General features: G+C 53.3%; 21 protein-coding genes. 12 read left to right on the forward strand and 9 right to left on the reverse strand.

The window, feature by feature from the left end:
• Positions 1-56: 56 nt before the first annotated feature.
• The 6 genes from E4U03_RS08255 to E4U03_RS08280 all read right to left on the reverse strand — a co-directional run bounded on the left by E4U03_RS08255 (position 57) and on the right by E4U03_RS08280 (position 7,898).
• A complete protein-coding gene (locus E4U03_RS08255; protein ID WP_135013072.1) occupies positions 57-1,136 on the reverse strand; it encodes a glycoside hydrolase family 32 protein in 1,080 nt (359 codons plus the stop codon).
• 104 nt (positions 1,137-1,240) lie between these two features.
• Entirely contained in the window at positions 1,241-2,350 is a 1,110-nt protein-coding gene (locus tag E4U03_RS08260) for an ABC transporter ATP-binding protein (RefSeq protein WP_135013073.1), read from the reverse strand.
• A 36-nt stretch (positions 2,351-2,386) separates the two neighbouring features.
• Positions 2,387-3,769, reverse strand: coding sequence for an ABC transporter substrate-binding protein (locus E4U03_RS08265; RefSeq protein ID WP_135013074.1), 1,383 nt, complete (start codon positions 3,767-3,769; stop codon positions 2,387-2,389).
• A gap of 11 nt (positions 3,770-3,780) precedes the next feature.
• The gene (locus tag E4U03_RS08270) at positions 3,781-4,710 is read right to left on the reverse strand and encodes a carbohydrate ABC transporter permease (RefSeq protein ID WP_135013075.1); all 930 of its coding nucleotides are present in this window, start codon (positions 4,708-4,710) and stop codon (positions 3,781-3,783) included.
• 12 nt (positions 4,711-4,722) lie between these two features.
• Complete coding sequence (locus E4U03_RS08275; protein WP_322785918.1) at positions 4,723-5,493, reverse strand: sugar ABC transporter permease; 771 nt, start codon at positions 5,491-5,493, stop codon at positions 4,723-4,725.
• Positions 5,494-5,690: 197 nt separating this feature from the next.
• Positions 5,691-7,898, reverse strand: a complete 2,208-nt coding sequence (locus tag E4U03_RS08280) for an alpha-galactosidase (protein ID WP_135013077.1) — start codon at positions 7,896-7,898, stop codon at positions 5,691-5,693.
• A gap of 245 nt (positions 7,899-8,143) precedes the next feature.
• On the opposite strand from E4U03_RS08280, the gene E4U03_RS08285 reads away from it, so the two are divergent.
• From E4U03_RS08285 to galK, 3 genes are read left to right on the forward strand one after another with little or no spacing between them, the layout of a single operon-like run.
• Positions 8,144-8,920, forward strand: a complete 777-nt coding sequence (locus tag E4U03_RS08285; protein WP_135013078.1) for a DeoR/GlpR family DNA-binding transcription regulator — start codon at positions 8,144-8,146, stop codon at positions 8,918-8,920.
• On the forward strand, positions 8,917-10,053 hold the full coding sequence (gene galT / locus E4U03_RS08290; protein ID WP_135013079.1) for a galactose-1-phosphate uridylyltransferase: 1,137 nt from the start codon (positions 8,917-8,919) through the stop codon (positions 10,051-10,053). The genes E4U03_RS08285 and galT overlap by 4 nt, the downstream gene beginning before the upstream one ends.
• Positions 10,053-11,381 carry a galactokinase gene (gene galK / locus E4U03_RS08295; RefSeq protein WP_135013080.1) on the forward strand — a complete coding sequence of 443 codons (1,329 nt, stop codon included), beginning with the start codon at positions 10,053-10,055 and terminating at the stop codon, positions 11,379-11,381. Before galT ends, galK begins: the two co-directional genes overlap by 1 nt.
• 58 nt (positions 11,382-11,439) lie before the next feature.
• Here the strand turns inward: galK and E4U03_RS08300 are convergent, their stop codons facing one another.
• Positions 11,440-11,832, reverse strand: coding sequence for a hypothetical protein (locus E4U03_RS08300; RefSeq protein ID WP_135013081.1), 393 nt, complete (start codon positions 11,830-11,832; stop codon positions 11,440-11,442).
• 253 nt (positions 11,833-12,085) lie between these two features.
• Between E4U03_RS08300 and E4U03_RS13795 the strand changes: the two genes are divergently transcribed.
• Complete coding sequence (locus E4U03_RS13795; RefSeq protein WP_416220624.1) at positions 12,086-12,538, forward strand: DUF805 domain-containing protein; 453 nt, start codon at positions 12,086-12,088, stop codon at positions 12,536-12,538.
• 77 nt (positions 12,539-12,615) lie between these two features.
• On the opposite strand, the gene E4U03_RS08310 is transcribed toward E4U03_RS13795, so the two are convergent.
• Entirely contained in the window at positions 12,616-13,020 is a 405-nt protein-coding gene (locus E4U03_RS08310; RefSeq protein ID WP_135013083.1) for a tautomerase family protein, read from the reverse strand.
• 202 nt (positions 13,021-13,222) lie between these two features.
• Between E4U03_RS08310 and E4U03_RS08315 the strand changes: the two genes are divergently transcribed.
• From E4U03_RS08315 to E4U03_RS08350, 8 genes are all read left to right on the forward strand, one after another.
• A complete protein-coding gene (locus E4U03_RS08315; RefSeq protein ID WP_135013084.1) occupies positions 13,223-13,960 on the forward strand; it encodes a GntR family transcriptional regulator in 738 nt (245 codons plus the stop codon).
• A 55-nt stretch (positions 13,961-14,015) separates the two neighbouring features.
• The gene (gene iolB, locus E4U03_RS08320) at positions 14,016-14,903 is read left to right on the forward strand and encodes a 5-deoxy-glucuronate isomerase (RefSeq protein ID WP_135013085.1); all 888 of its coding nucleotides are present in this window, start codon (positions 14,016-14,018) and stop codon (positions 14,901-14,903) included.
• A gap of 136 nt (positions 14,904-15,039) precedes the next feature.
• The gene (locus tag E4U03_RS08325) at positions 15,040-15,744 is read left to right on the forward strand and encodes a sulfite exporter TauE/SafE family protein (RefSeq protein ID WP_245207699.1); all 705 of its coding nucleotides are present in this window, start codon (positions 15,040-15,042) and stop codon (positions 15,742-15,744) included.
• 176 nt (positions 15,745-15,920) lie between these two features.
• Positions 15,921-17,027, forward strand: a complete 1,107-nt coding sequence (locus E4U03_RS08330; protein WP_228066040.1) for a Gfo/Idh/MocA family protein — start codon at positions 15,921-15,923, stop codon at positions 17,025-17,027.
• Positions 17,028-17,069: 42 nt separating this feature from the next.
• Positions 17,070-18,131, forward strand: coding sequence for a LacI family DNA-binding transcriptional regulator (locus E4U03_RS08335; RefSeq protein WP_167752365.1), 1,062 nt, complete (start codon positions 17,070-17,072; stop codon positions 18,129-18,131).
• Positions 18,132-18,365: 234 nt separating this feature from the next.
• The gene (locus E4U03_RS08340; protein ID WP_135013087.1) at positions 18,366-19,553 is read left to right on the forward strand and encodes a Gfo/Idh/MocA family protein; all 1,188 of its coding nucleotides are present in this window, start codon (positions 18,366-18,368) and stop codon (positions 19,551-19,553) included.
• Positions 19,554-19,776: 223 nt separating this feature from the next.
• Positions 19,777-20,658, forward strand: a complete 882-nt coding sequence (locus E4U03_RS08345) for a sugar phosphate isomerase/epimerase family protein (RefSeq protein ID WP_135013088.1) — start codon at positions 19,777-19,779, stop codon at positions 20,656-20,658.
• 27 nt (positions 20,659-20,685) lie between these two features.
• Complete coding sequence (locus tag E4U03_RS08350) at positions 20,686-22,134, forward strand: sugar porter family MFS transporter (protein WP_135013089.1); 1,449 nt, start codon at positions 20,686-20,688, stop codon at positions 22,132-22,134.
• A gap of 351 nt (positions 22,135-22,485) precedes the next feature.
• Here the strand turns inward: E4U03_RS08350 and E4U03_RS08355 are convergent, their stop codons facing one another.
• Positions 22,486-23,457, reverse strand: coding sequence for a Gfo/Idh/MocA family protein (locus E4U03_RS08355; RefSeq protein WP_135013090.1), 972 nt, complete (start codon positions 23,455-23,457; stop codon positions 22,486-22,488).
• Positions 23,458-23,505: the final 48 nt, after the last annotated feature.

Consider the following 23,505-nt stretch of genomic DNA (forward strand, 5'->3'; position numbering starts at 1 on the left):
GTCAGGCGGTTGATGACTATATCTATTGGTATAACAACGGTAGGCTTCAGGAGCGATTAAAGGGCCTGGCTCCGATGGGGTATCGGAGCCAGGCTTTGGCAGCCCTGACGGTCTAGGATTAAACCAGTCCAACTTTCGGGGGCTAGTTCAGAAAGGTGGCGGGGTATAGTGAGCTGGCCTGCCCAACCGTCCTCAGCCTGGCTTGCCACAGGGAGAGTGAAAGACCCCATCCAACCCCAACATATCCGTCGCTCATCTGGAGCCTCAAGAGTCTGTGGAGCGTAAAAGTTGTGCCCCCAATCTACCTGCCGATAGTCAGTTAGGGGAACAAAGGTACCGCCTGGTTGCCAGTCACCGACCTGGTAGCCAGCGTTATGGGTGTTGCGGTTGCGATACCCAACGGGGCGGGGACGTTCTGGGCAGAACATTAAAACCCACTTGCCGTCTAGTTCAAAAAGATCAGGGCATTCAAGCATGAAGACATCTTCGCGGGGGTCCTCGTACAGCACACAGGAAAAATCCCAAGCCATCATGTCATTTGAAGTGTAAAGATGCACCTGCCCACGGCCGTCCTCACCGGTGGCTCCTAGAGCCATATACCAGCGACCCTCTCGCTGAAATACCTTGGGGTCGCGGAAGTTCTCTAGCCCGGTTGTGCCAATGACTGTGCCCTGTTTGGTGAAGGTAAGACCATCTGCGGAAGTAGCAAGACACTGCACCTGCACGTTGCCCTCATCGCGATTGGCTGGGTTCTTCCAGCGGTTGCCGGTGTAGTAAGCATAGAGCTGGCCGTCTGGTCCGGTGACAGCTGACCCCGAGTAGACCCCGCCGGAGTCCTCATCGAGAGACGGGGCAAGCGCAAGAGGTTCTCGCTGCCAGGTGACCAGATTTTCCGATGAAACATGGCCCCAGTGCATGGGACCCCAGGAGGTGGAATAGGGGTGGTGCTGGAAGAAAACCTGATAACGGCCATTGTAGTGACTGAGACCGTTAGGGTCATTGATCCACCCAGCAGGCGCCGCTATATGAAAGACCGGGTACCAGCGGTCTTTTACATGGTCAGCGAGAGAGCTGTTAGCTTGCTGGGCTCGGTCCAGCTCAGTGTGGTGCGTCGTCGGAGAAGATGCGTGGGTCATAGGTGCTCTTTCCAGAATATGCAGATCAACAAAAGCCCACCTATCTTTCGAAGGACCAAGAAACTGTACAGATTTTCGAAAGAAAGGTGGGTATTCATAGTGGGCTAGAGGCCGATGTTGTCTCCAGTAGCGGCGTCAAAGAAGTGGATATTGCCCTTTGGCGCAATGTTCAGCTGGTCAAACTGGCGGATAGATGATCGGCCAGGCACACGCAGGATAACCTGAGCAGGACGGTCAGCTGAGGGACGGGCCAGGTGCACCGGGACAGAACGGGGGATAGAAGCGTAAACGTAGGCGTCTGCACCCAGTTCTTCTACCAGATCGACGTGGACGGGAATACCCTCACCTGCGCCAACGATTTGCAGGTCTTCGGGGCGCACGGCCACAGAGACGGTGTCTCCGGTTAGCTTAGCCCGGACTGAATCAGGCAGGGAAATAACGCTGTTCCCCATCTTGGCGCCATCGGAGTCCACGCTGCAGCGGAAGAGATTCATGGAGGGAGAACCAATGAAACCGGCAACAAACTCATTGGCTGGCTTATCGTAGAGGGTTGAGGGGGCATCAACCTGCTGCAAGATTCCGTCCTTGAGGACGGCAACACGGTCGCCCATGGTCATTGCTTCGGTCTGGTCATGGGTGACGTAAACCGTGGTGACGCCAAGCTGGCGAGTCAGCTCAGAGATCTGAGTGCGGGTCTGCACTCGCAGTTTGGCATCCAGGTTGGAGAGCGGCTCGTCCATGAGGAAGGCGCGTGGAGAACGAACAATCGCACGCCCCATGGCAACGCGCTGCCGCTGACCGCCTGAGAGGGCCTTAGGCTTACGGTCTAGGTATTCGGTGAGGTCAAGGAGCTTAGCTGCTTCCTCAACACGCTGGTTGCGCTTTTCCTTGGGGTACTTAGCGACCTTGAGAGAAAAGGCAATATTCTCTCGCACCGTCATGTGGGGGTACAGCGCATAGTTCTGGAAGACCATAGCAATATCGCGGTCCTTAGGAGCAACGTTTGTGACGTCCTTACCGCCGATAGTGATAGTGCCGCTTGTAACGTCTTCTAGGCCCGCGATCATACGAAGGGTAGTGGATTTGCCACAACCTGAGGGGCCAACAAGAACAAGAAACTCGCCTTCCTTAATGTCCAGGCTCACGTTAGACACCGAGGGACGTTCTGCCCCGGGGTACTGCAGGGTGATATTTTCGAGGGTTACGCCTGACATAGTGGGCGTCCTTTCTTCAAAAGTAATAGGGGCAGCTTACTTGCTGGAGTTTTCAAACAAGTTGTTGATAGAGCTGTTCAGCTCTTCGAGTTCAGGGGCAGCAGGCTTGCGGTTGACGTAGATGTCATCGAAAGCCGAAACGGAGAGGGCCGTGATGTCGGCACCGAAGCTGGTGATAGGGAAGTAGAACACTTCTTGCTTCTCTACAGGCTCAGTGAAGGCCCAGGTATCAATGCCCATTTCGCTGTAAGTTCGGGCTGCGATTTCAGTTGCCTCAGTACGAGAGGGAAAAACAACCCCTTCAGCGGCAATATAGTTCTGACATTCAGCAGTTGCCATAAAAGCTACCCACTCAGCTGAACCTTCAGGGTCATCGGTATTCTTACTAATCGAATCAGCCAGACCGTTCATCATGGTCATATTCATACCGGTCTCGATATTCGTGGGGAATTTAGCGGTGCCTACTTCAAAATCTGCCTTTGCGTAGGTTGAAATCATCCAGGCGCCGTTGAAGGTAATTGCCGCAGCCCCAGAAGTCAGCTGGGGGGCGGCCCCATCAGCCGCGCTGAAAACACCGTAGGCAGGTGCGTATCCCTTATCGATGAGGCCGAAGTACCAATCTACCGTTTCAGATAAAGCAGGATCATCGAAGTTGTAACGGTCGCCCCAGGTAGGCTTATTGGTTGATTCCCACCCGTTAGCAGCAGCGAAACCAGACCACTGGCCCTGCCCGAAGGCTGACCCACCGGGTTCAGAAACACCTAAACCGTAGACAACGACGTTGTTCTTGTCAAAGCCAGGTTCATCGCCACGCACACCATTCTTATCAATCGTCAGATGCGCAACGATTTGTTCAAAAGTACCGCCGTCCATCGTGTTGAAATCCCAGCTTGCCAGGTCTTCATCGGTGTAGCCAGCTTCGCGAACCATATCTTTGTTATAGAAAGCTGCAACAGTATCCCAGTCCTTAGGCATGCCGTACAGGTTCCCGCCGGGTCCGGTCCAGATATCGGTTAGGCCGCCTTGGAAGGCCGATGTATCAACCTTCTGGGTGGCTTCCAAGTCGTTGAGAGGCAGGATGACCTCAAGATCAACATATTGGGGGTACTTCGCAACGTGATTGGTAAAGACGTCCGGCCCCTGGTCAGCAATGAATCCAGCAGTCAGCTTCTGCCAGTAATCACCCCAGCCGTACTGTGTGATAATGACTTTCTTGCCGGTTTTCTCTTCGAAGAGGTTAGCGCACTGCTGATATCCGGGGAGCTGGCCGGTGTCCCAGAGCCAATAGTCGATGGTTCCAGCATTGTTGCCTTCGGCTTCTGAGGACGAATCGGTGAGGGCGCAGCCACTGAAAGTAAGTACCGCGGCTGCTGACAGAGCAGCCGTACGACGGATTTTTTGACCGATAGATGTAGCCATGGTGGAGCTCCTTACTTAAGACCGTTGAAGCCGATGGAGTTCACGATTCGCTTGGCGAAGAACATGAACAGGATAATCATGGGAAGGGCAGCAATCAGGGTTGCGGCCATGAGACCAGCCCAGTCGGTACCGAGTTGCGGGGATTGAGCGCGGAAGACGCCCAGAGCCACGGTCAGGACGCGGGACTCGTCGGTGTAGGACACCATCAGGGGCCAGAAATAGTCGTTCCAGGCTGCAATGTAGGTGAGGATACCTAGTGTGGCCATGGGGGCAGTTGCCATAGGCAGGATGACCTTAAAGAAGATACCGATACGGGAGATGCCATCGAGCAGGGCAGCTTCTTCAATCTCACGGGGAATATTCATGAAGAACTGACGCAGGAAGAAGACTGCAAAGGGGGTCATGAACATCGTTGGTAGGGAGATTCCCAAGAGGGAATCAATCAGGCCCAGTTCCTTGATGAGGACGAAGTTGGGAAGCAGGGTAAAGATTGAGGGAACCATCAGACCCAGCAAGAAAGCGGCATAGAGAAAATCGCGGCCGCGAAATTTGAGGCGGGCAAAAGCGTAGGCTGCCATGGCCGAGAAGAAGAGCTGCCCTGCGGTAACCATGGTAGCTACGACAACTGAGTTGTAGATATAGCGCCAAAAGTTCATGTCGGTGACGGCACCCCCTTCTGCAATTGCTTCTTCAGGAGTCTGTAGACCGAATACTCGTTCAAAACCACCCGTGGAGAATTCTGCAGGCAGTAAGGAACCCGGATTCTCGTAGAGAGCGGTATTTGTAGAGAGAGCCGTACGAAGCACCCAGTAAAAGGGCAGGATAGTAATCACCATAACCAGGATCATGAAGGTCCAGGCGAGAATCTTGCCAACGGGGGACTTTTTCTTGAAGTCCTTCTCCGCGGGGTCCGGTGTGGTGTCTACGGTTGAAGTAGTCATGAGTGTGTTCTCCTAGTCCAGATCCGTATCATTGGCGCGAGTTACCTTGAACTGGATGAAGGTAATGATGGCAAGCACTACGAGAAGTGCTACTGACATTGCTGAGGCGTAACCAAACTGGAAGCGTCCGAAAGCCATATCGTAGATATACATCTGTAGAACGTTGGTAGAGTTCGCAGGGCCACCGCCAGTGTTGACTGAGACAGTATCGAAGACCTGGAAAGAACCAATAACGGTCATGATAAGGACCAAGGCTAGAATCGGCCGGAGTAGAGGCATCGTGATAGAGAAGAAGATGTGGGTTTCGCTGGCTCCATCCATGCGGGCTGCTTCATACACCGAGTTCGGCAGGTTCTGTAGGCCAGCAAAGATGAGGAGAGCGGTGTAGCCCATGTGACGCCACACGTTAATCATGGCGATGGTCGGGATTGCCCAGTTGGGATCGGTGAGAAAACCGATCCGGCCGATACCAATCCATTCAAGAATCTGGTTTGCGATACCAAATTGGCCATCTAGAATCCAGAGCCAGATAACTGCGGCAACCACATTAGAGACCAGGTAGGGAGAGAGCACCACCGAGCGGACAAAAGTTGACTGAGTCAACCTGTGCATGAGCACGGCAATCAGCAAGGCCATGATGGTCTGAATACCGATATTGAGTACTACGTACCAGAGGGTGACCCGCATGGCGTTCCAGAAGAGCGGGTCGCCAAACATACGAGTGTAATTATCAAAGCCAATAAAGGTTGCAGGGGTGAGCAAATTGTATTCTGTAAAGCTCAACCAGATTCCTCTTACGGTAGGCCACAGAAAGAAAATGACGTAGCCTAGCCCGGCAGGGAAGAGGAAGAGCCATGGAAGCCAGGGCTGCTGTGTTCTAGAGGAAGAAGATTTTTTTCTTCCGGTGACCTGTGTACTCATATTGACCTCTGGGGGTGCTAGCGGATTCACGGGGCGTGAATTTTAGTGGATAGAGGGGGTTAGATAGCTTCAAAGTGGAGAAGACGGACTGATTCAGGCCATTGTGCAGGCAGGTAGAAACCGGCTCTTTCAATCATGGCGCCAGTCATTTCGACGGGTTGCTCACTGGGCCACCAGGGGGCTGCGAAGTAGTTTCCGCGAGGGGCGTCGGGAGTGACGTCCTGAACTCGATAACGACGAGTGGGGGCAAGACCACGGATGCGGAAGGTACCCACGGGGTCGACATCTGATACGGCCAAAGCGGTGATAGAGAAGAGTGCTTCGCTCTGGTCGGATGCAACGACGCCTTGGACGTATACAGCCGGGTCTGTCTGGTCCATTCGCACTAAATCGCCGGTGTGGATGAGTGAGCGGTGCTTCTTGTGGAAGCTAATCCAAGCGCTCAGGCCCTTGAGTTCTTCCTCAGTAGCTGTCGCTAAATCCCATTCGATACCGAGATGGCCCCAGATGGCAGTAGCCGCACGGAAGTGCAGAGAGTGGTAGCGGCCAGTAGTGTGGGAGCTGCCCGAGGCAATATGGGATCCCATCATTTCGGCAGGGACTAGCTGCTGGGTCCAGGTGTGCATTTGCTGGCGTTCGAGGGGGTCAATGCAGTCAGAAGTCCAGACCCGGTCAGTGCGCTGCAAGACTTCCAGGTCTATGCGGGCTCCGCCGGATGCACAGGATTCAATTTCAAGGCCGGGGAAAGTTTCTTTCAGCTCGTCCATCAGACGGTAGGCAGCGAGCGTCTGCCCGTGCACCGCCGGAGTGCCGGTAAGCGAGTGTGAGGCTTCAAGGAGATCTCGGTTATGATCCCACTTGATGTACTTGATGCCAGGATATTCGGTGAGGACGGCAACCATCTGGTCGCGCACGTGGGAGTAGGCTTCGGGGATGGTCAGGTTCATGACCTGCTGGGTACGAGCAGCATGGGGAGTGCGGCCGGGCACCTGCATGATCCATTCAGGGTGGGCACGAGCAACATCAGAGTCGGGGTTAACCATTTCAGGTTCGAACCATAGGCCAAATTCCATGCCAAGGTCATTCACGTAGTCAATCAGGGGGGAGAGACCCTCTGACCAGACCTCTTCTGAGACAACCCAGTCTCCTAGGCCTGAAGTGTCGTCACGACGGGAGCCGAACCAGCCATCGTCCAGCACATAGCGTTCGATGCCAAGGGCAGCAGCCCGGTCTGCAAAGCCCTTGAGCCGGGGCAAATCGTGGTCAAAGTAGACTGCTTCCCACACGTTGATGGTGACGGGGCGGGGACGGGTCGGATGCTGGGGGCGTGAGCGGAGCCAGGAGCGGACGCGGCCGGCCTGTTCGTCCTGTCCCTGCCCGTAGGCGGCATAGACCCAGGCCCCGGTGTAGGTTTCTTGTTCAGCCAGATTAACTTCCCCGGGGAGGAGCAGCTCAGAGCCACCAAGAAACTGTTGCCCCAGGAAGGATCGTTCTGCCCAGGTGCGGTGCCCACCGGAGAAGGCGGTGTGGACCCCCCAGACTTCTCCCTTGTCAAAGCCAAATCTGGGTTCGCCTGCTGTGAGCATGAAGGCGGCGTCTGCACCGGTGCGCCCCTTGCGGCCTTCACGGAGGTGGGTTCCAACGTTGAAAGCAGTACGCTGGGGAGCGCGTTCCTTGGACCAGTGGCCGCGGAAGTCCTGTAGTTCCCGTGCGAAAGAGGGGACGGGGAGGACGATACCGAGTTCACGCACGTTGTATGTGTCGGACCCGGTGTTAGTCAGAGTAGCCCGGGCACGCAACAAGCCGCTGGGCAGGAGCTCAATCTCAAGGGTGACGGCCAGGTGAGCTAAGGGGTCGGTGGCGCTAACGGTGAGCGCAGCTGCACCAGTTTCTAGGAGGGATTCTCGGCGCTGTAGTGGCTGATCGGTGAGAACTGTTAGTTGTTCAGTGATGAATTTGGGTGACCAGTCAGAGCCATCGGCACGGGAGCCTTCCAGCCCGGTACGGCCGTACCATCCCGGCTCGTGGGTAGCCAAGAGATTAACGCGTACGGGTTCGTCCTGATTATTAATAGAGAAAGTCTCGCGCTTACCGAGGACGAGGAGGGCGGCATCTGCTTCGGTCAGTTCACCTAAATCTTGACCCCAGTGAGCTATTGCAGGAAGCAACCCACCATTCAGGTCAAGGAGAACCGACACTCCCTGTGCCCGCAGGTGGACAGCACTGTTCACTTCAGGGCCTAGTTCGAAAATCTGAGCGTCCTGCATTAGGGGGCGACACCTTCCTGTAAGAAGAAATCTTGCGTGTTTATTCTTGTTCATTTGAACATTAAAGATAGTGTAACACGCAGCATAAGAAAACATGCCAACCTTGATTAATATTCGACATAGCGGCAAATTTGAACAATATTCCACTAGCAATAATGTTAATTTTTGTTCGTTTTATGCCATACTATTGTTGAGAGTGACAGCCCAACAGGAGCACCACCTGTTCTGCATCAAAAAGGAAAACAATGCTTCCCGACGTCCGCAAAAAACGCATCCTGCAGGAAGTTCAGGCCCGCGGCTCAGCCCAGGTTGCCGACCTTGCTGAGCTGCTTGGAGTCTCCCCCATGACCGTACGCCGTGACCTAGCTGAGCTTGACGAACAGGGACTCATCAACCGCATCCACGGAGGCGCCGAAGCATCCACTACCATCCTAGAGCCCGCTTTCGCCGAAAAAATGGGTCTCAATGCCAGCGAAAAAAGTGCCATTGCCACTGCCGCCACAACCCTTGCCCGGGCAGGTCAAGCTATCTCCATCGCAGGAGGCACCACCTGCCTGCATATCGCCCAACACCTTGCTGATGACACAACCCTCGCTGATCTCACCATTATCACCAATTCACTTCCTGTCGCCGACGAGTTCTTTGCCCGCAGTTCTTCCCACCCTCACCCAGCTCGGGTCCTGCTCACCGGTGGCGAACGAACCCCGTCCGATGCTCTGGTCGGCCCTATTGCGGAAGCATCTTTAACTAACCTCCACGCCGACGTCCTCTTTATCGGGGCCCACAGCGCAACGGAGTCTGGGCTGCTAACACCCAACCTGTATGAGGCCCAGACCAACCGGGCTCTCATCCAAAACGCCCACAAGGTTATAACCGCTTTCGATGGGTCGAAATGGAATACTGCGGGACTAGCCCGCTATGCAAACTGGTCCGATATCGACACGGTCATTACCACCCGTGAGCTACCTGCGCCTGCTCTCTTCTTCCTAGAACAGAATGTGAACGAGGTTCTTATCGCATGAGCACTGTAAAAGTTACCCGCGGCACCTTAGCCGACGGACGCGAAATCGTCTTCTTTGATGACTCTGAGCCCTACCTCTCCGGGAGGGCGACACGCACCATACACGACTCCCGCCCCTTGGAGCCTCGCACTTTACCGCCCCACGAGGCGGCCTGCATACGCGTTGACCCCCTCACCGGTGACTCAGTTACTATTGCTGCCCACCGCAACAACCGCACCTTCCTCCCCCCAGATGACGAAGACCCCCTGGCACCATCAGGAGCTGGATCAGTACCCGGTGAAATTCCCGAATCAACCTACGATGTTGTCGTCTTTGAGAATCGTTTCCCCTCGCTGCAGGGGCCACTGGAAGACCTCCACGATGAACCCCTTTTCAAAGAAACCACCCCTGGCGGACGGTGCGAAGTCGTAAGTTTCACCCCTGACCAGTACGGCTCTTTTGGCACCCTGAGCTACGAACGGGCTCGCACAGTAGTTGAAGCCTGGACCCATCGGACCAGGGAGCTTTCAGCGCGCGAAGGCATCGCCCAGGTATTTCCCTTTGAAAATCGGGGTGAAGAAATCGGAGTGACACTCCCCCACCCACACGGGCAGATTTATGCCTACCCCTACCTACCCTCATACACTGCTCAATTGGTACGCCAAGCAAATATCTGGGCCGCAACGACCGGTGGCGACCTACTGGGAGATGTACTAGCTGCTGAGTTAGAGAAAGGTGACCGCATCATTGCAGAAACAGAGCACTTTGTGGCTTATGTTCCTTACGCTGCTAAGTGGCCGGTTGAGTTTATGGTTGTTCCCCGACGTGCTGCCCGTGATTTCACGGAGCTCACTGAAGAAGAGAAGGACGAGCTAACCGCTCTCTACTTAGACCTCCTAGGTCGTCTAGATCGCTTCTTCGAAGGTGTCGACCAACTACCCTACATATCCGCATGGCATCAGGCCCCTCTCATCAACGGAGAAAATATCTCCCGTATGTACCTTCATGTCTTCTCGCTTATGCGCTCTCCCGGCAAAATGAAGTATCTCGCTGGGTCGGAATCAGCTATGGCTGCTTGGGTCAGTGACACCACCCCCGAACGTATCGCCGCCCGTCTGTGCGACATAGCGCAGCCCAAAGCAGAGGAGAAATAATGCCTGCGGTGTGGAAGAAAACTATATCTGCCCCCGCGCTCATTCAGAGCGTTACCGAACGGTTCAGTTCAGTCTTTGACGCTCAGCCTACCGGAGTATATTCAGCGCCGGGGCGAGCTAACCTCCTTGGCGAGCACATTGACTACTGCGGGGGCACGGTTCTTCCCTTTGCCCTACCTCAGCGCACCTATGTTGCTATGTCTCCTCGCCAAGATGGTCAGATCCGGGCTGTAACAGCTCAGGGAGATGCTGGAGCAGCCACCGGTCAGGGCATCAAAACTATTGCCTTCAGCAAGGTATCTCCTGGAGCCTTAAGCGGCTGGTTATCGTATATAGCCGGGGTTCCCTGGGCGATGGACGCCGAAAACCAGGGTGATTTTACTGGCTTTGGGGCAGATATCGCTATTGATTCCTCTGTTCCGCTGGGTGCTGGGCTATCGTCGTCAGCAGCTCTAGAATGCGCTGTGGCATTGGGAATCGATGACCTATTATCAGCCCAAGATTCTACTCGCGAGCGCCTTGCATCTTCAGACGCTGGCAGGGCAGCACTAGCTACTGCAACAATTCGTGCGGAAAACGAAATTGCTGGGGCATCAACAGGTGGCATGGACCAGTCCATTTCATTGCGTGCGTCCGAGGGTGCTGTTCTTGCTATTGATTGCCGTGACTTCTCAACCCGACCCTTGACTATCGATATGGAATCAGCGGGTCTGGCAATTCTCATTATGGATACTCGTGCCCACCATAACCTTTCAGATGGGCAGTACGCAGCTCGGCGGGCATCCACGGAGGTAGCGAAAGATGTTCTAGGTCTAGCAAGTCTGCGCGATGCGTTTGAGGCCACCCCAACCTTGGCAAAGGCTGAGGCTCTGTTGGCCGACTGGGACGCCCGCGTTCGCACGCTGTCTCTGCCCGAAGGAACCGACCCGGCTACGATGCGAGACGCTTTAGAGCATGTCTGGACTGAAATCGCCCGAGTTGAAGAGTGCATCTCGCTTTTTGAAGATCCGCAGCAGGTTCCAGCCAATGCCTGGGAAAGTCTCGGGGGTCTGCTGAACGACTCGCATGATTCTCTGCGGTACCGCTATAAGGTCTCGTGCGATGAGCTTGATGTGGCTGTTGAAGCGGCGCGGGCCGCTGGCGCATTAGGTGCCCGCATGACCGGTGGCGGGTTCGGGGGATCGGCAATCGCTTTGGTTCGTCAGAACGAAATCACAGATGTAGCGGATTCAGTTGCTAACGCCTTCGATAAAGCTGGTTTTGATGCCCCAGAATTCCTGGTGGCTTCTCCGTCCGCCCCCGCTCACGCCGAGCCTGCGAAGCCTTAAGAATAGCTGCGCCTGCCCCTGGGGATAGGCCGCATCAGGGGCGAAGCGAGCTCATCCTCTAGGCGAAGGCGCCACTCACCCACATGATGAAAGTGACCGCCAGGAAGGCGAGCAGGGGAACAGAAACTATAACGAGCACACCCAGAATGAGGGCGATAATTGCGGTTATTTTTTCTCTATTTTTCACAAAGAGGGCCCCTGTGCCGAACCCCATGGCACCGAGCCAGGTAAACCCTGTGGGCAGAACTATTCTGAGTTCCCAGTTGAAAAAGATGAGGTTGACGAACCCTATACAGATCATGAGTAGCACCATCACGAGAGCGGTGAGGCCGTAGGGGTTGAGCTTGTTTGTCTCGTGGGGTGGGCGGACGCCGGTGGGCTGGGCGAGATGGGCCGGGGCAGTGGGCAGCGGATAGGGCTGATGTTCGGAGTGCCAATGTGTATTATTCATGGCACCAGTATGGGAAAAAATTTTGGCCCCCACTAGGTCTTTTAGAAATCTGTGGATAACTCCGGGGCGCCCGGCAGGTTTATGACCGAGCATTGCGAGAGTTATCCACAGACGCGCCGGTGAAAGCTGGCCCCTCACGTTTCCTCTGTAGAATATGGTAGACGGACTAACAAGGAGGTTTTCCGTGACTACCCCTCTTTTCTCTTCCCCTGAGCCTATTCCAGGAGCAAGCCCCCTTCTAGCAACACGTCGCATGTTCGCCAAGACCTTCACCTACTCGGGGCGGGCATCTCGTAGTGAGTTCTGGTGGCCCAATATGCTTGCCTTGAGTGTGCTGATGGCATGCGACATTGCGGCACGACGTTACGACCGCTCCCGAAACCCTGATTCCTATACAGGGCCTCACAACAAGGATGCCTTCTGGCCCTTCCCTGATCGACCGGCCCCAGGCATGCCTGAGACGCAAGAAGAACAGGCAGCGCGTAAACAACGTTTTAACAGAGCTGAGATGACTTCCTTGGCTTTTAGTGCTCCGGCGCTTGTAGCACTCGGCGTGCCTACGTTGTCGCTTTCGGTTCGACGCCTCCATGATGCTAATTTGTCAGGTCATTGGATGTGGATTCATGCATTCCCTTTTATAGGTTCCCTCGCGGCCTTCGCACTCTCAGCCCTACCCAGCAACCCCAAGGGTAAGAGGTTTGACTAGAGCAAACGACTTTTAACGAAAGAAAGCGAGCCAGCCGACTCGCCTTCTCCTCCACTCAGAGGCAACATAGTGAGACACTAGGCCTTGGGCACTCCCAGTTCCCCGGTAACATATTGGGCGACGCCGAAGCCGAAGGACCAATCGTAAAATGTGTTCTCAACATAACCAATGAACACATCTTCACCAGCAATTCCCACCTGCCCCAGCTTCTCCGCTATACGAGCATAAAGTTCCTGCTTAGCCTCTGAGGAGCGACCTTCTTGGGTGAAAATCTGAATCACAACTACGCCCTCACTACGATCAAACCCCAGACCAGCATCTTCAGCAATAATTTCTCCGGGCTGATGACGATTGATGATCTGGAAACGGTCACGGACAGGGATGCCGTAGACCTCAACAATAGCTTCATGAACAGCATCCGCAACAGTACGAGCACGCTCGGGAGTATGAGATTCATTGAGGTCGATTCGAACAAGGGGCATAGCTATACCTTCCCAGTAAAGAGTTTGTTAGGGCAATCTAAAGACTAAAGTTTGTCAGGACAAACTTCAAGATATTTCTTAGCATTCAAGAGACAGGATCCCCAGTAAAACAACTTCAAACACTAAGAACAGCAGCCCAATATGCGATAAAATCTTTTTGTCCATACAAACTGACAAGTTGCATCACACATTAGAAAAGTACATGGCCCCCTTATCCTCCATCAGCATCGATCGCACATCACCTATCCCCCTTTATCACCAGCTCGTTAGCGAAATTAAAACCGCTATCTCTACCGGAGAGCTCACTGCTGGCACCATGCTGCCCAATGAACTCGATATCGCAGCGCAGCTCCACCTCTCTCGTCCCACCGTCCGCAAGACCATGGATGAGCTCGTCCGCGCAGGTTTACTTGTACGGAAACGAGGGGTAGGCACTCAGGTTGTATCCAACGAAATTCGTCGTCCGCTCACTTTATCCTCCCTGTATACCGACCTAGCCCTCTCCGGTGTCATTCCCAGTACTAAAGTTCTAGAGCTTAACGTTGTTCCAGCTCCACACGATATTGCCACCGAGCTCAATCTGACAGAGAATGCCGATGTCTACCACATCCTCCGTCTAAGACTAGAAAATAACCAACCACTCGCCATTATGGAGAACTGGATTCCTGCGAACCTGGGAACTATTGACAAAGCAGACCTTGAAAAACAGGGACTCTATGACACCCTCCGCGCCCGGGGCGTCACATTCTCCCTCGCGCACCAAACGGTAAGTGCCACTATTGCTAATGAGTTTCAGGCTGCAACTCTCACCACCAACGTTGGTGCACCTCTGGTGCAGATGAAACGTACTGCCCTTGATGACATAGGAATCCGCGTAGAAACCGGCATGCACGTCTACCGTGCCGACCTCTACTCATTCGAAATGACACTCTCTAGCTGACCTCCCTCTTCTACCACCATCACTTTTGAACAACGACTGATAAAAGGAGCGCATCATGACACAGTGGTTCTATCCCGCAGGCACAGCTACTAGCGACCACTGGGACCTTTCCCTAGGAACCCACGACTCACCCACCGTTGTTGATGGGTGGGCACATACTGGCATTAAGACCGCTACGTTTACTAATCAGCCCATCACCCTCAACGCGGCCAGCGAGGAACGTATCATTGTACCGCTCACTGGCTCCGTCACCGTCCATGTTGACGGTGCAACTTATGAATTAGCTGGTCGTGAATCTGTATTCCACGGACCAGCAGACGTCCTCTATACCGGCATCAACCGCGAAGTGACTCTTAGCGGCAATCAAGGCGTACGTGTTGCTATCGCCACTGCCCCCGCTAGAGTCGAGTATCCCATTCGCCACCTTACGAAGGACGAAATTCCCGTCGAACTACGAGGCGCAGGCAACTGCTCCCGCCAAGTTCATAACTTCGGCACCCCAGCCACTTTAGAAGCAGACCGATTTATTGTCTGTGAGGTTATTACGCCTGCTGGAAACTGGTCTTCTTACCCTCCTCATAAACATGACGAGGAAAAAGAGAGTGAAACCGCATTAGAAGAAATCTACTACTTTGAGACCCGCCCCACAACGGGTGCCCCAGCCGAGGCCCAGGATGCTATCGGTTACCAGCGTGTCTACGCCTCTGATGAGCGACCTATCGACATTAACGAGGAGGTACGTACTGGCGACGTCATCCTCGTACCCTACGGTTGGCATGGCCCAGCTATGGCGGCACCAGGATACGACCTCTATTACCTCAACGTCATGGCTGGTCCTGGTCGCGTACGAGACTGGCTGATTTCTGACGATCCTCACCATGGCTGGGTTCGTTCCACATGGGAGGGCACTGATATTGATCCGCGCCTGCCTTACACAGCCTAAGACTACATAACTACGCACCTTATCCGCTGTTGAGGGTGGGATCGTGGACCTATTTGCATACTACAGAGTAGGAGGTACTGTGCTACCGGAGTTATCAACTGTCGCATGGTCATGTCTCGGTGTGGGTGCCTTCCTAGTGGGTATATCTAAGACGGCAATTCCCGGATTTAATACGGTGTCAGTAGCTCTGTTTGCGTCCATTCTTCCAGCCAAAATCTCTACGGGCGCATTGTTGATTCTGCTGATGGTAGGGGATATTTTTGCCATCTTGGTCTACCGCAAACATGCTCATTGGCTCACTTTGATACGTATGGTGCCTGCAGTACTCTTGGGCCTGATAGTAGGTGCCCTCTTTCTTCACTTTGCCTCAGACACCGGAGTAAAGCGTGGCATTGGTGCACTATTACTTATGTTGATGGGGGCAACACTGTGGCAGCGTTATCATGCAGTAAAGCCCATCGCTACTGAAGAAGAGTCCAGTATCAACCGTGTTATAGCAACAACCTTTTTCGGCGGCTTAGGTGGCTTCACGACTATGGTTGCCAACTCAGGTGGTCCGGTTATGAGTATGTACTTTTTGACAGCGCGGTTTCCAGTTCAAACTTTTCTGGGTACTGCTGCTTGGTTCTTCGCTGTAATGAACTTAGCCAAACTACCCTTTTCGATAGGACTGGGAATCGTGAACGTCAGCACCCTGACTCTAGATGCTGTGCTTGTACCCGCGGTACTTGCTGGGGCCTGGTGCGGATGGCGTTTCGCCGCTTACATGAGTCAGCAGTTCTTCGATCGAGCAGTTATTGCCATGACTACTTTAGGGGCGCTCTGGCTGATGGTGGGGTAAGCCCTACGTGAGTAACGGATTGTCAGGACGACAAATCATTTCGTCCTTGTCGTATATATGAAAGGAAAGCTCAGTGACAGAGCAGAAAACTATCAATGTAGGGCTTATTAGCGTAGGTTGGATGGGGAAAGTTCATACTCGAGCCTATTCCACCGTGCCGCAGCTTTACCCCCGAGCTGGGCATCAGGACTCGTCTACTCCAAGCAGCTGATACGTCTCATGAGCGGGTTCGGTATGCCATAGACGTACTGGGCTATGAAGCAGGTACTACCAACTATCAAGATATTCTCAAAAACCCTGATATAGACGTCGTTTCAATCTGTGCCCCTAATTTTCTCCACGCAGAAATGGGTAAAGCAGCGGCTGAGGCTGGTAAGTCATTCTGGATTGAAAAACCTGTAGGTCGTTCAGCTGAAGAGACCCTAGAAGTGGCCAACGCAGCCTCCCGCGCAAGCGTAACCACCGCTGTTGGTTTCAACTACCGTTCCGCCCCAGCGATTGAGTACGCACGAAACCTTATTGCAGAGGGCAAGCTAGGCACTATCACTAACGTACGCGGCGCTTTCTTTGCCGACTATTCCTCAGAACCTAACGGTGCCCTCTCCTGGCGTTTTATCCGTGATCTCGCCGGTAGCGGCGTCCTAGGTGATCTTATGGGGCATCTGGCAGATCTTACCCACTACCTGGTGGGCCCCATCCAAGAGGTCTCAGCCCTAACCAAAACGGTCTACACCGAACGCCCCAAACTTCCCATGGGTTCTGCCACCCACTTTGCCGTCATCGAGAACGGTGATATGGCGGCCGTTGAAAATGAAGACTATGCCGGTTTGTTAGTGAACTTCGCAGGAGGTGCTGTAGGCACGCTCGAAGCTTCACGTGTCTCCGTTGGTCCGCGTGCCGAATACTCCATTGAAATTTATGGAACCGAGGGTTCTTTGCGCTGGGACTTTCAGCGCATGAACGAGCTACAGCTTGCCCTGCGTAGTGCAGGCGCCACCATTGGATATACCACGATTTACGCTGGATCCGAGTTTGGCGACTTCTCACGCTTCCAGCCAGGAGCCGGTACTTCTATGGGCTACGATGACCTCAAAGTCATTGAAGCATACAAGTTTCTTAAAGCCTTCACAGGCGGTGAACAACTCCACGCGGATGTACGAGATGCCCTGCTCGCAAACCGTGTTGTTTCTGCGGCTGAGAAATCGTCAGAAACCCGTATGTGGGAGCCCGTCGAACCGGTTACTGGCACAAGTAGCGCTGGTGCCGATATCAGTATTCGCTAAAGCTTATCTAAGGTTGAACCGGGGTATGCCACAATGGGGAGCATGACCACACAGTATTCAGGCACCCCGGCTCAACCTTCCAAACGCGCTACCATTATTGATGTTGCAGCTCGAGCTGGTGTCTCAAAATCTCTTGTCTCTCTTGCATTTAAAGATCCCCAAAGAGTTAGCGACGCACGCCTGAAACTCATCCGTACTGCTGCTTCTGAGCTTAACTATTCACCCAGTTTTGTAGCACAAAGCCTTACTTCCCAGCAGTCCCCTTTCATTGGCATCCTAGTATTAGACTTCCAGAACCCTCTTTTTATCGAAGTGGCAGATGCCGTGCGCCGCACACTCGTCGAGTACGGGGAGTTCGGCTTGCTCCTCAATGGAAGTTCCACTGCTACCGTTTCAGAGCCATATGGCACCCTTGACCCTCAGGTTCTAAGAATGCTTCATAGCCTGCGTCCTCGTGCTCTAGTCGTAGTGGGAACAGCGGCAGACCAAAACGCACTGCCTGCAGATATTCCCGTGGTCTATGTCAGTGCAGCTATTACTCGTGGCGTTGCAACTTGCATCCGCGCAGACGATGAGGCTGGCATGGAGCTTTTGGTAGAACACCTAGTAACTGCCGGGCATCAGCGCCTAGGTTACATTACAGGTAGTTCTGGAGCAGTGACTCAAGAACGGCAGGCTGCCTTTGAGTCCTCAGTATCCGCCAGAGACCTTGAGTTCCTGCTTTTACCGGGCGATTATACGGAGCAGGGTGGTTATAGAGCTGGCCAGAATCTACTCACACTCCCCGAGGAACAGCGACCTACCGCGGTCATCGCTGTCAACGATATAGCTGCGTTAGGGTTCATGAGGGCAGTAGAAGAAGCTGGCTTAACTGTGCCAGACGATGTAGCTGTTGCAGGCTTTGACAATATCTTTTTAGCTGGAATTCCGCGCGTAGGTCTTACTTCTGTAGATCCTAACAAAGACGAGTTAGGTCGGCAGGCAGCTCTAGCTGCACTTGCAGGGGCTAAAGGGGAGGTTGATGAAGCTCAGTATCTGTTAGTGGAGCCTATCTTAGTTATACGCGCATCAAGCACGGGCTCACTCAGGTACCACCCGTCTTAATTTCCTGTCAACGCTTAGCATAGTTGGAACGGTTTAAAGCCGTACGTCATATACCTATTGGAACGTTCCAATTCCACTTGAACACCCTAAAAAATACTCTATGACAGCAAAAAGTAGCTCAATATATTTTCCCCTTCCAAAACCTCTTCACTCATGTCACCATAGTCATGTCCTAACAAACTGAGGGTCGTCTATATCAGCAAGGACGACGCCTCACATCCCCGAGGAGCAACTGTGAGCGTTCAAGAAATTTCTGTTGCAGTTATAGGCGCTGGCATGGCAGGACAAGGTCATGCTTTTGGCTATCGAATGGCGCGCGCCATCCACAACTCTTCTCTTCCCAAGGTACGCCTTGCTGCCATTGCAGATCCAAATGTACCTCTTGCTGAGGAGGTAGCGAGTCGCTATGGTTACGAGAGAGTTTATGCAGACTGGACTGAAGTAGCCAACGACCCAAGTATTGACGCAGTATCCATCGTCGTAGGTAACGCCCTCCACCTTCCCGTCACTAAAGGTCTTCTCGAAGCTGGCAAGCACGTCCTTTGTGAAAAACCCCTAGCAGGTACCCTCGAAGACGCAGAGGCAATGGTCGAGTTAGAAAAGCAGTACGGTGATAAGCTCATCACGGCTGTAGGCTACACCGTACGTCGCACCCCAGCCCTCAATGCACTTAAGAAGAAAATCACTAACGGTGACTTCGGCCCCGTTGCAGGCTTCATCTCCAACTATCTGTGCGACTACGGCACCGACACTGACGCCCCCATGACATGGCGCTATCGTGGCGGGCCAGGATCAGGTGCCTTGGGAGACCTTGGATCACACACCATCGACACGGGTGAACAGCTCAATGGTCGCGTAGTTTCCGTACGCGGTGCCTACCTATCAACTACCATTACCGAGCGTCACCTGCCAGCAGGTGCAGTGGTAGGGCACGGTAAAGTTGAGCTCTCTGAAGAGGTAGAAAATGTCGGGAACGAAGATACTGCAACCTTTACCTGTGTCTTCGAAAATGGTGCAGTAGGGACCTACACAATTTCCCGTGTTGCCTTCGGCAATCCCAATGGCCAGGTCTACCATATATATGGCCCCAGAGCTCAAGCCTCGTGGGACATCTTACGTCCAGCAGAGTACAGCTACAACGATTCCGCAGCGCCAGCAGACACTGCCGGTCCACGCACTGTTGTGATCAACGCCCACACCCCCAACTACCCTGGCTCCTTGGCAATGGATGCACCCGGAGTAGGGTACAACTACAATCAGAACTTCGCTTTCCAGGCACGCGCCTTCCTGGAACAGATTGCAGGGATTAAAGGCCACCTTGAACCTTGTGCCACCTTTGCCGACGGACTCCACACCCTAAAAGTCATTGCAGCTATTGCTGAATCCGCGGACTCAAACGGTGCCGAAGTAAAAATACGCTAGAAAATTTCAATGACTAGTCTAAAAGCGGTGGAATCCAACAGGGGATTCCACCGCTTTTGCGCTTTTTAGTAGTTTTTACAAGCAGAAACAATTTTTATCAACCAGCAACATCAAGTTCTGTTGTCAATATGTCAGGACATATGTATAGTGTGTTGTGACACAAGTGTTGCGCAGGTGTAAGCAACTGTTAAGATCACATCTCCCGGTCCCTATAGGAGTATTCATGAAGATTGCGCTTGATCCCACTCCCTTTCACCACACCCACTCACTCTTAGAATTTCCAAGAGTAGCTAAAGAGATGGGGTTCGACTATCTCCAGATGACTCCCCATAAGGACTTCATCCCCTTCTTTAACCACCCCAAGGCTGACGACGACCTTGTTCAAAAACTCGCAAAAGCAGCTAAGGACGCTGAAATTGAAATTGCCTCACTCCTTCCCGTTCTCAGGTGGTCCTCCCCTGATCCCGATGCCCGCGAGGCAGCTGTCCGATATTGGAAACGCGTCCTACAAATAGCTGTTGACTTAGGTGTCCAACAAATTGGCACTGAGTTCTCCGGACGTCCTGAGCTTGCCGAAGAATCCGAGCGTGCTTTCTACCGCTCAATGGAGGAACTCCTACCCATCATCGAGCGCGAAGGAATCCATGTTGCCATCGACCCCCATCCCGACGATTTTGTAGAAAATGGTCTCGAAGCCTGGCGCGTTATCCGCGGTGTCAACTCTAAAAACCTTGGCATGGTCTACGTTGCTTCCCATACATTCCATATGGAAGAAGACCCGCTGGAAATCATGCGGGAAGCAGGTGACCGCATCCGTATCGTACATGTTTCCGACACCATGAATCACCATGCTTCCCACGGTCTGCGCTATATCACTAATCCACCTGGCAACCCCGTCCGCGTCCACCAGCATCTCAAAATTGGTGACGGCGATGTTAACTGGCAAGAGTTCTTCAGCGGACTCAACGAAATAGGCTTCCTCGATTCTCCCGACACTGTCATGGCATCATCTGTCTTTGCAGAAAACGAGAATGCCGTCGAGGTTTCCCAGTATCAATCCAAGACCATGCGCGAAATGGTAGAACGCGCTAAAAGCAGCAACTAAGCTGCCTGCACAAGAAAAGAGGCAAAGATGTCTTCTCACACCCCTACTGCGGCAGAATCCAATCTACCGCCCCTCGCTAAGGGCCCACACTCCAAGCGTCTCGGTCAAGTAGCCCTCGTAGCAACCCTAGGTGGTCTGCTCTTCGGTTACGATACCGGTGTCATCAACGGCGCCATCGACCCCATGACCGCCGAACTTGGCTTAGAAGTTAGTGAAATTGGTCTGGTCACATCCACTCTACTTGCTGGTGCTGCCGTAGGTGCTCTGACCATTGGCTATCTCTCCGATGCTATAGGCCGCAAGAAGACTATCTTGCTTCTTTCCACAATTTTCTTCTTTGGCGCTATTCTCTGTGCCATTGCACCCAACCTTGGAATTCTACTTCTCGGTCGTGTTTTACTGGGTCTAGGTGTTGGCGGCGCTTCCACTGTTGTTCCCGTCTTTTTGGCTGAGATGGCTCCTTACGAAATTCGTGGATCTCTCTCAGGTCGAAATGAAATGATGATTGTTGTGGGTCAGCTTGCGGCATTCGTTGTGAACGCTATTTTGGGTAACGTCTGGGGTCACCACGAACATATTTGGCGCTACATGCTCGCTATCTGTGCTCTGCCTGCTATTTTCCTCTTCATCGGTATGCTCCGCATACCTGAGTCTCCCCGATGGTTGATCTCTAGGGGACGTAAAGAGGAAGCCCTCGCTGTACTCAACACCGTCCGCTCATCCGAACGCGCGGTCGCAGAAGCTCGCGACATTGAGCGCACCCTGGAACTTGAAAGCCATGCTGTAACTCCTAAACTCGGCTCAATGCTCCAGGACAAATGGATCCTGCGCATCATCGGGGTAGGTGTAGCTCTTGCTGTCTTCCAGCAGTTCACCGGTATCAACTCCATCATGTACTACGGTACTCTGGTTCTGCAGGATGCCGGATTCTCCCAGCAGGCAGCACTTATCGCAAATATCGCTCCCGGTGTTATCGCTGTCATCGGTGCCTTCATTGCGCTGTGGATGATGGAACGTATCAACCGCCGTACCACTATCATTACCGGCTATTCTCTGGTGACAACCCTCCACCTATTGATTGGTTCCTCGGCATTTTGGCTCCCCGAAGACGCAGCAATTCGCCCCTGGGTTTTGCTCTTCCTCATCGTTGGCTTCGTTGGTTCTATGCAGACCTTCTTGAATGTCGCCACCTGGGTTCTTCTCTCAGAGATCTTCCCCCAGCAGATTCGTGCCTTTGGTATGGGTTTTGCAGTCTTCTGTCTCTGGGTCGCGAACGCCTTCGTTGCCTACTTCTTCCCCATCGCTCTGGACGCTGTTGGCCTGAACAACACCTTCTTCGGTTTCGCCGTAATCAACGCCCTCGCGGTGCTGGTAATGGTCAAGTTCCTGCCTGAGACTCGCGGCAAGACCCTCGAAGAAGTTGAAGTTGGCGTCACCACCGGCGCTATTTACATCGTCAATCCTAAAGACAAATAACCACTATCTGTCCCAGGATAGTAAACCGATAGTCTCTCAATGAAAACTGCCTCGGCACTCCCTAAAGAGTATCGAGGCAGTTTTTTCTCGTTTGATCATCCTTAGAACAGACTGTAGAGTTCAACGAGTAGTGCCCGCAGGTCAGGTTTAGATCCAAGATCTTTGCTTCTTCAAGCTTCTGGCAAGATAGCGAACTACATTCCAGCGTGCACCGGGATGCAACATGTTAGAACGAGAGAGCCATTCAGGGTATAAAAATCCGCCCGCGACCTTTAGGACGCGGGCGGCACTTCGGTTAGTTTCTAGAGGGTGCTCCGCTACCTGCAGTAGATACCGGAGGTGATGATATCTTTAGTTATAAAGTTCCGGCTTACGCTCGAGGATAACGCCTTCGACGTTACCGGAACCAATAGCACGAATACCGGCTTCACAGCAGGCAGCAGCAGCGTAGCCATCCCAGGCAGAGGGGCCAACCTGCTCACCAGCCAGAGCCGCGTCAACCCATGCCTGAACCTCAGCGTCGTAAGCATCAACAAAACGGGGTTCAAAGCTCTCGCAGACATCTTCACCCACAGTCAGGTGCTGGTCTTCAAAGACTGCTTTGGTGGTGACAGCATAACCGTACTGGGCAACAACATGGGTGTTAACGGTAACCAAAATACCGGATTCAGTCTCGATGAGTACCTGTGCAGGATCCTGAAGGTCTCCTTTGACATGCTTGGAATTCTTACCGGTCCGTACCTGAACATTTTTGATTTCTTCACCGGTGAGGTAGCGGATGCCATCAAACTCGTGCACTACAGTATCGTCGATAAGGTTGCGACCGGTGTATGACTCAGGCACATCGGGGTTGATGTGGTCGCACGAAAGCTGTAGCAACTCACCATGCTCCTTAGACTCCGCCAGGGAGCGAATCTTCTGGTAACCAGAATCAAAACGTCGCATGAAACCAACTTGAACCAAGCGTTTACCCGCTGCAACTTCCGCTTGAACAATTTCCCAGGAAGAAGCGGAGTCGGTGGTTAAAGGCTTCTCGCAAAGGATGGGTAGCCCCTTTGCAATTGCGGGCATGAGCACAGGGGTATGGAGGAAGCCAGGGGTTGAGATGAGTACAGCATCAAAGGCATCTGCGTCGAGAGCAATTTCGAAGTCAGTAAAAACCTTTGCCCCCTCGATTCCTTCAACTGCCTGTTGTGCTTTTGCTTCATCAATATCGATAACAGCTGATACAACAGCATTGTTGATGGTGGAGTGGATGCGCTTGATGTGGTCATAGCCCATGCGACCTGCGCCAACGATGCCGATGCGGAGTTCTTGAGTCACGGTAGTATCCTTCTTTGATTGGGGCACTGGCACCGCACCAATGGTGCG

The sequence above is a fragment of the Rothia nasimurium genome (assembly GCF_004569295.1).
Taxonomy (GTDB): Bacteria; Actinomycetota; Actinomycetes; order Actinomycetales; family Micrococcaceae; genus Rothia; species Rothia nasimurium_B.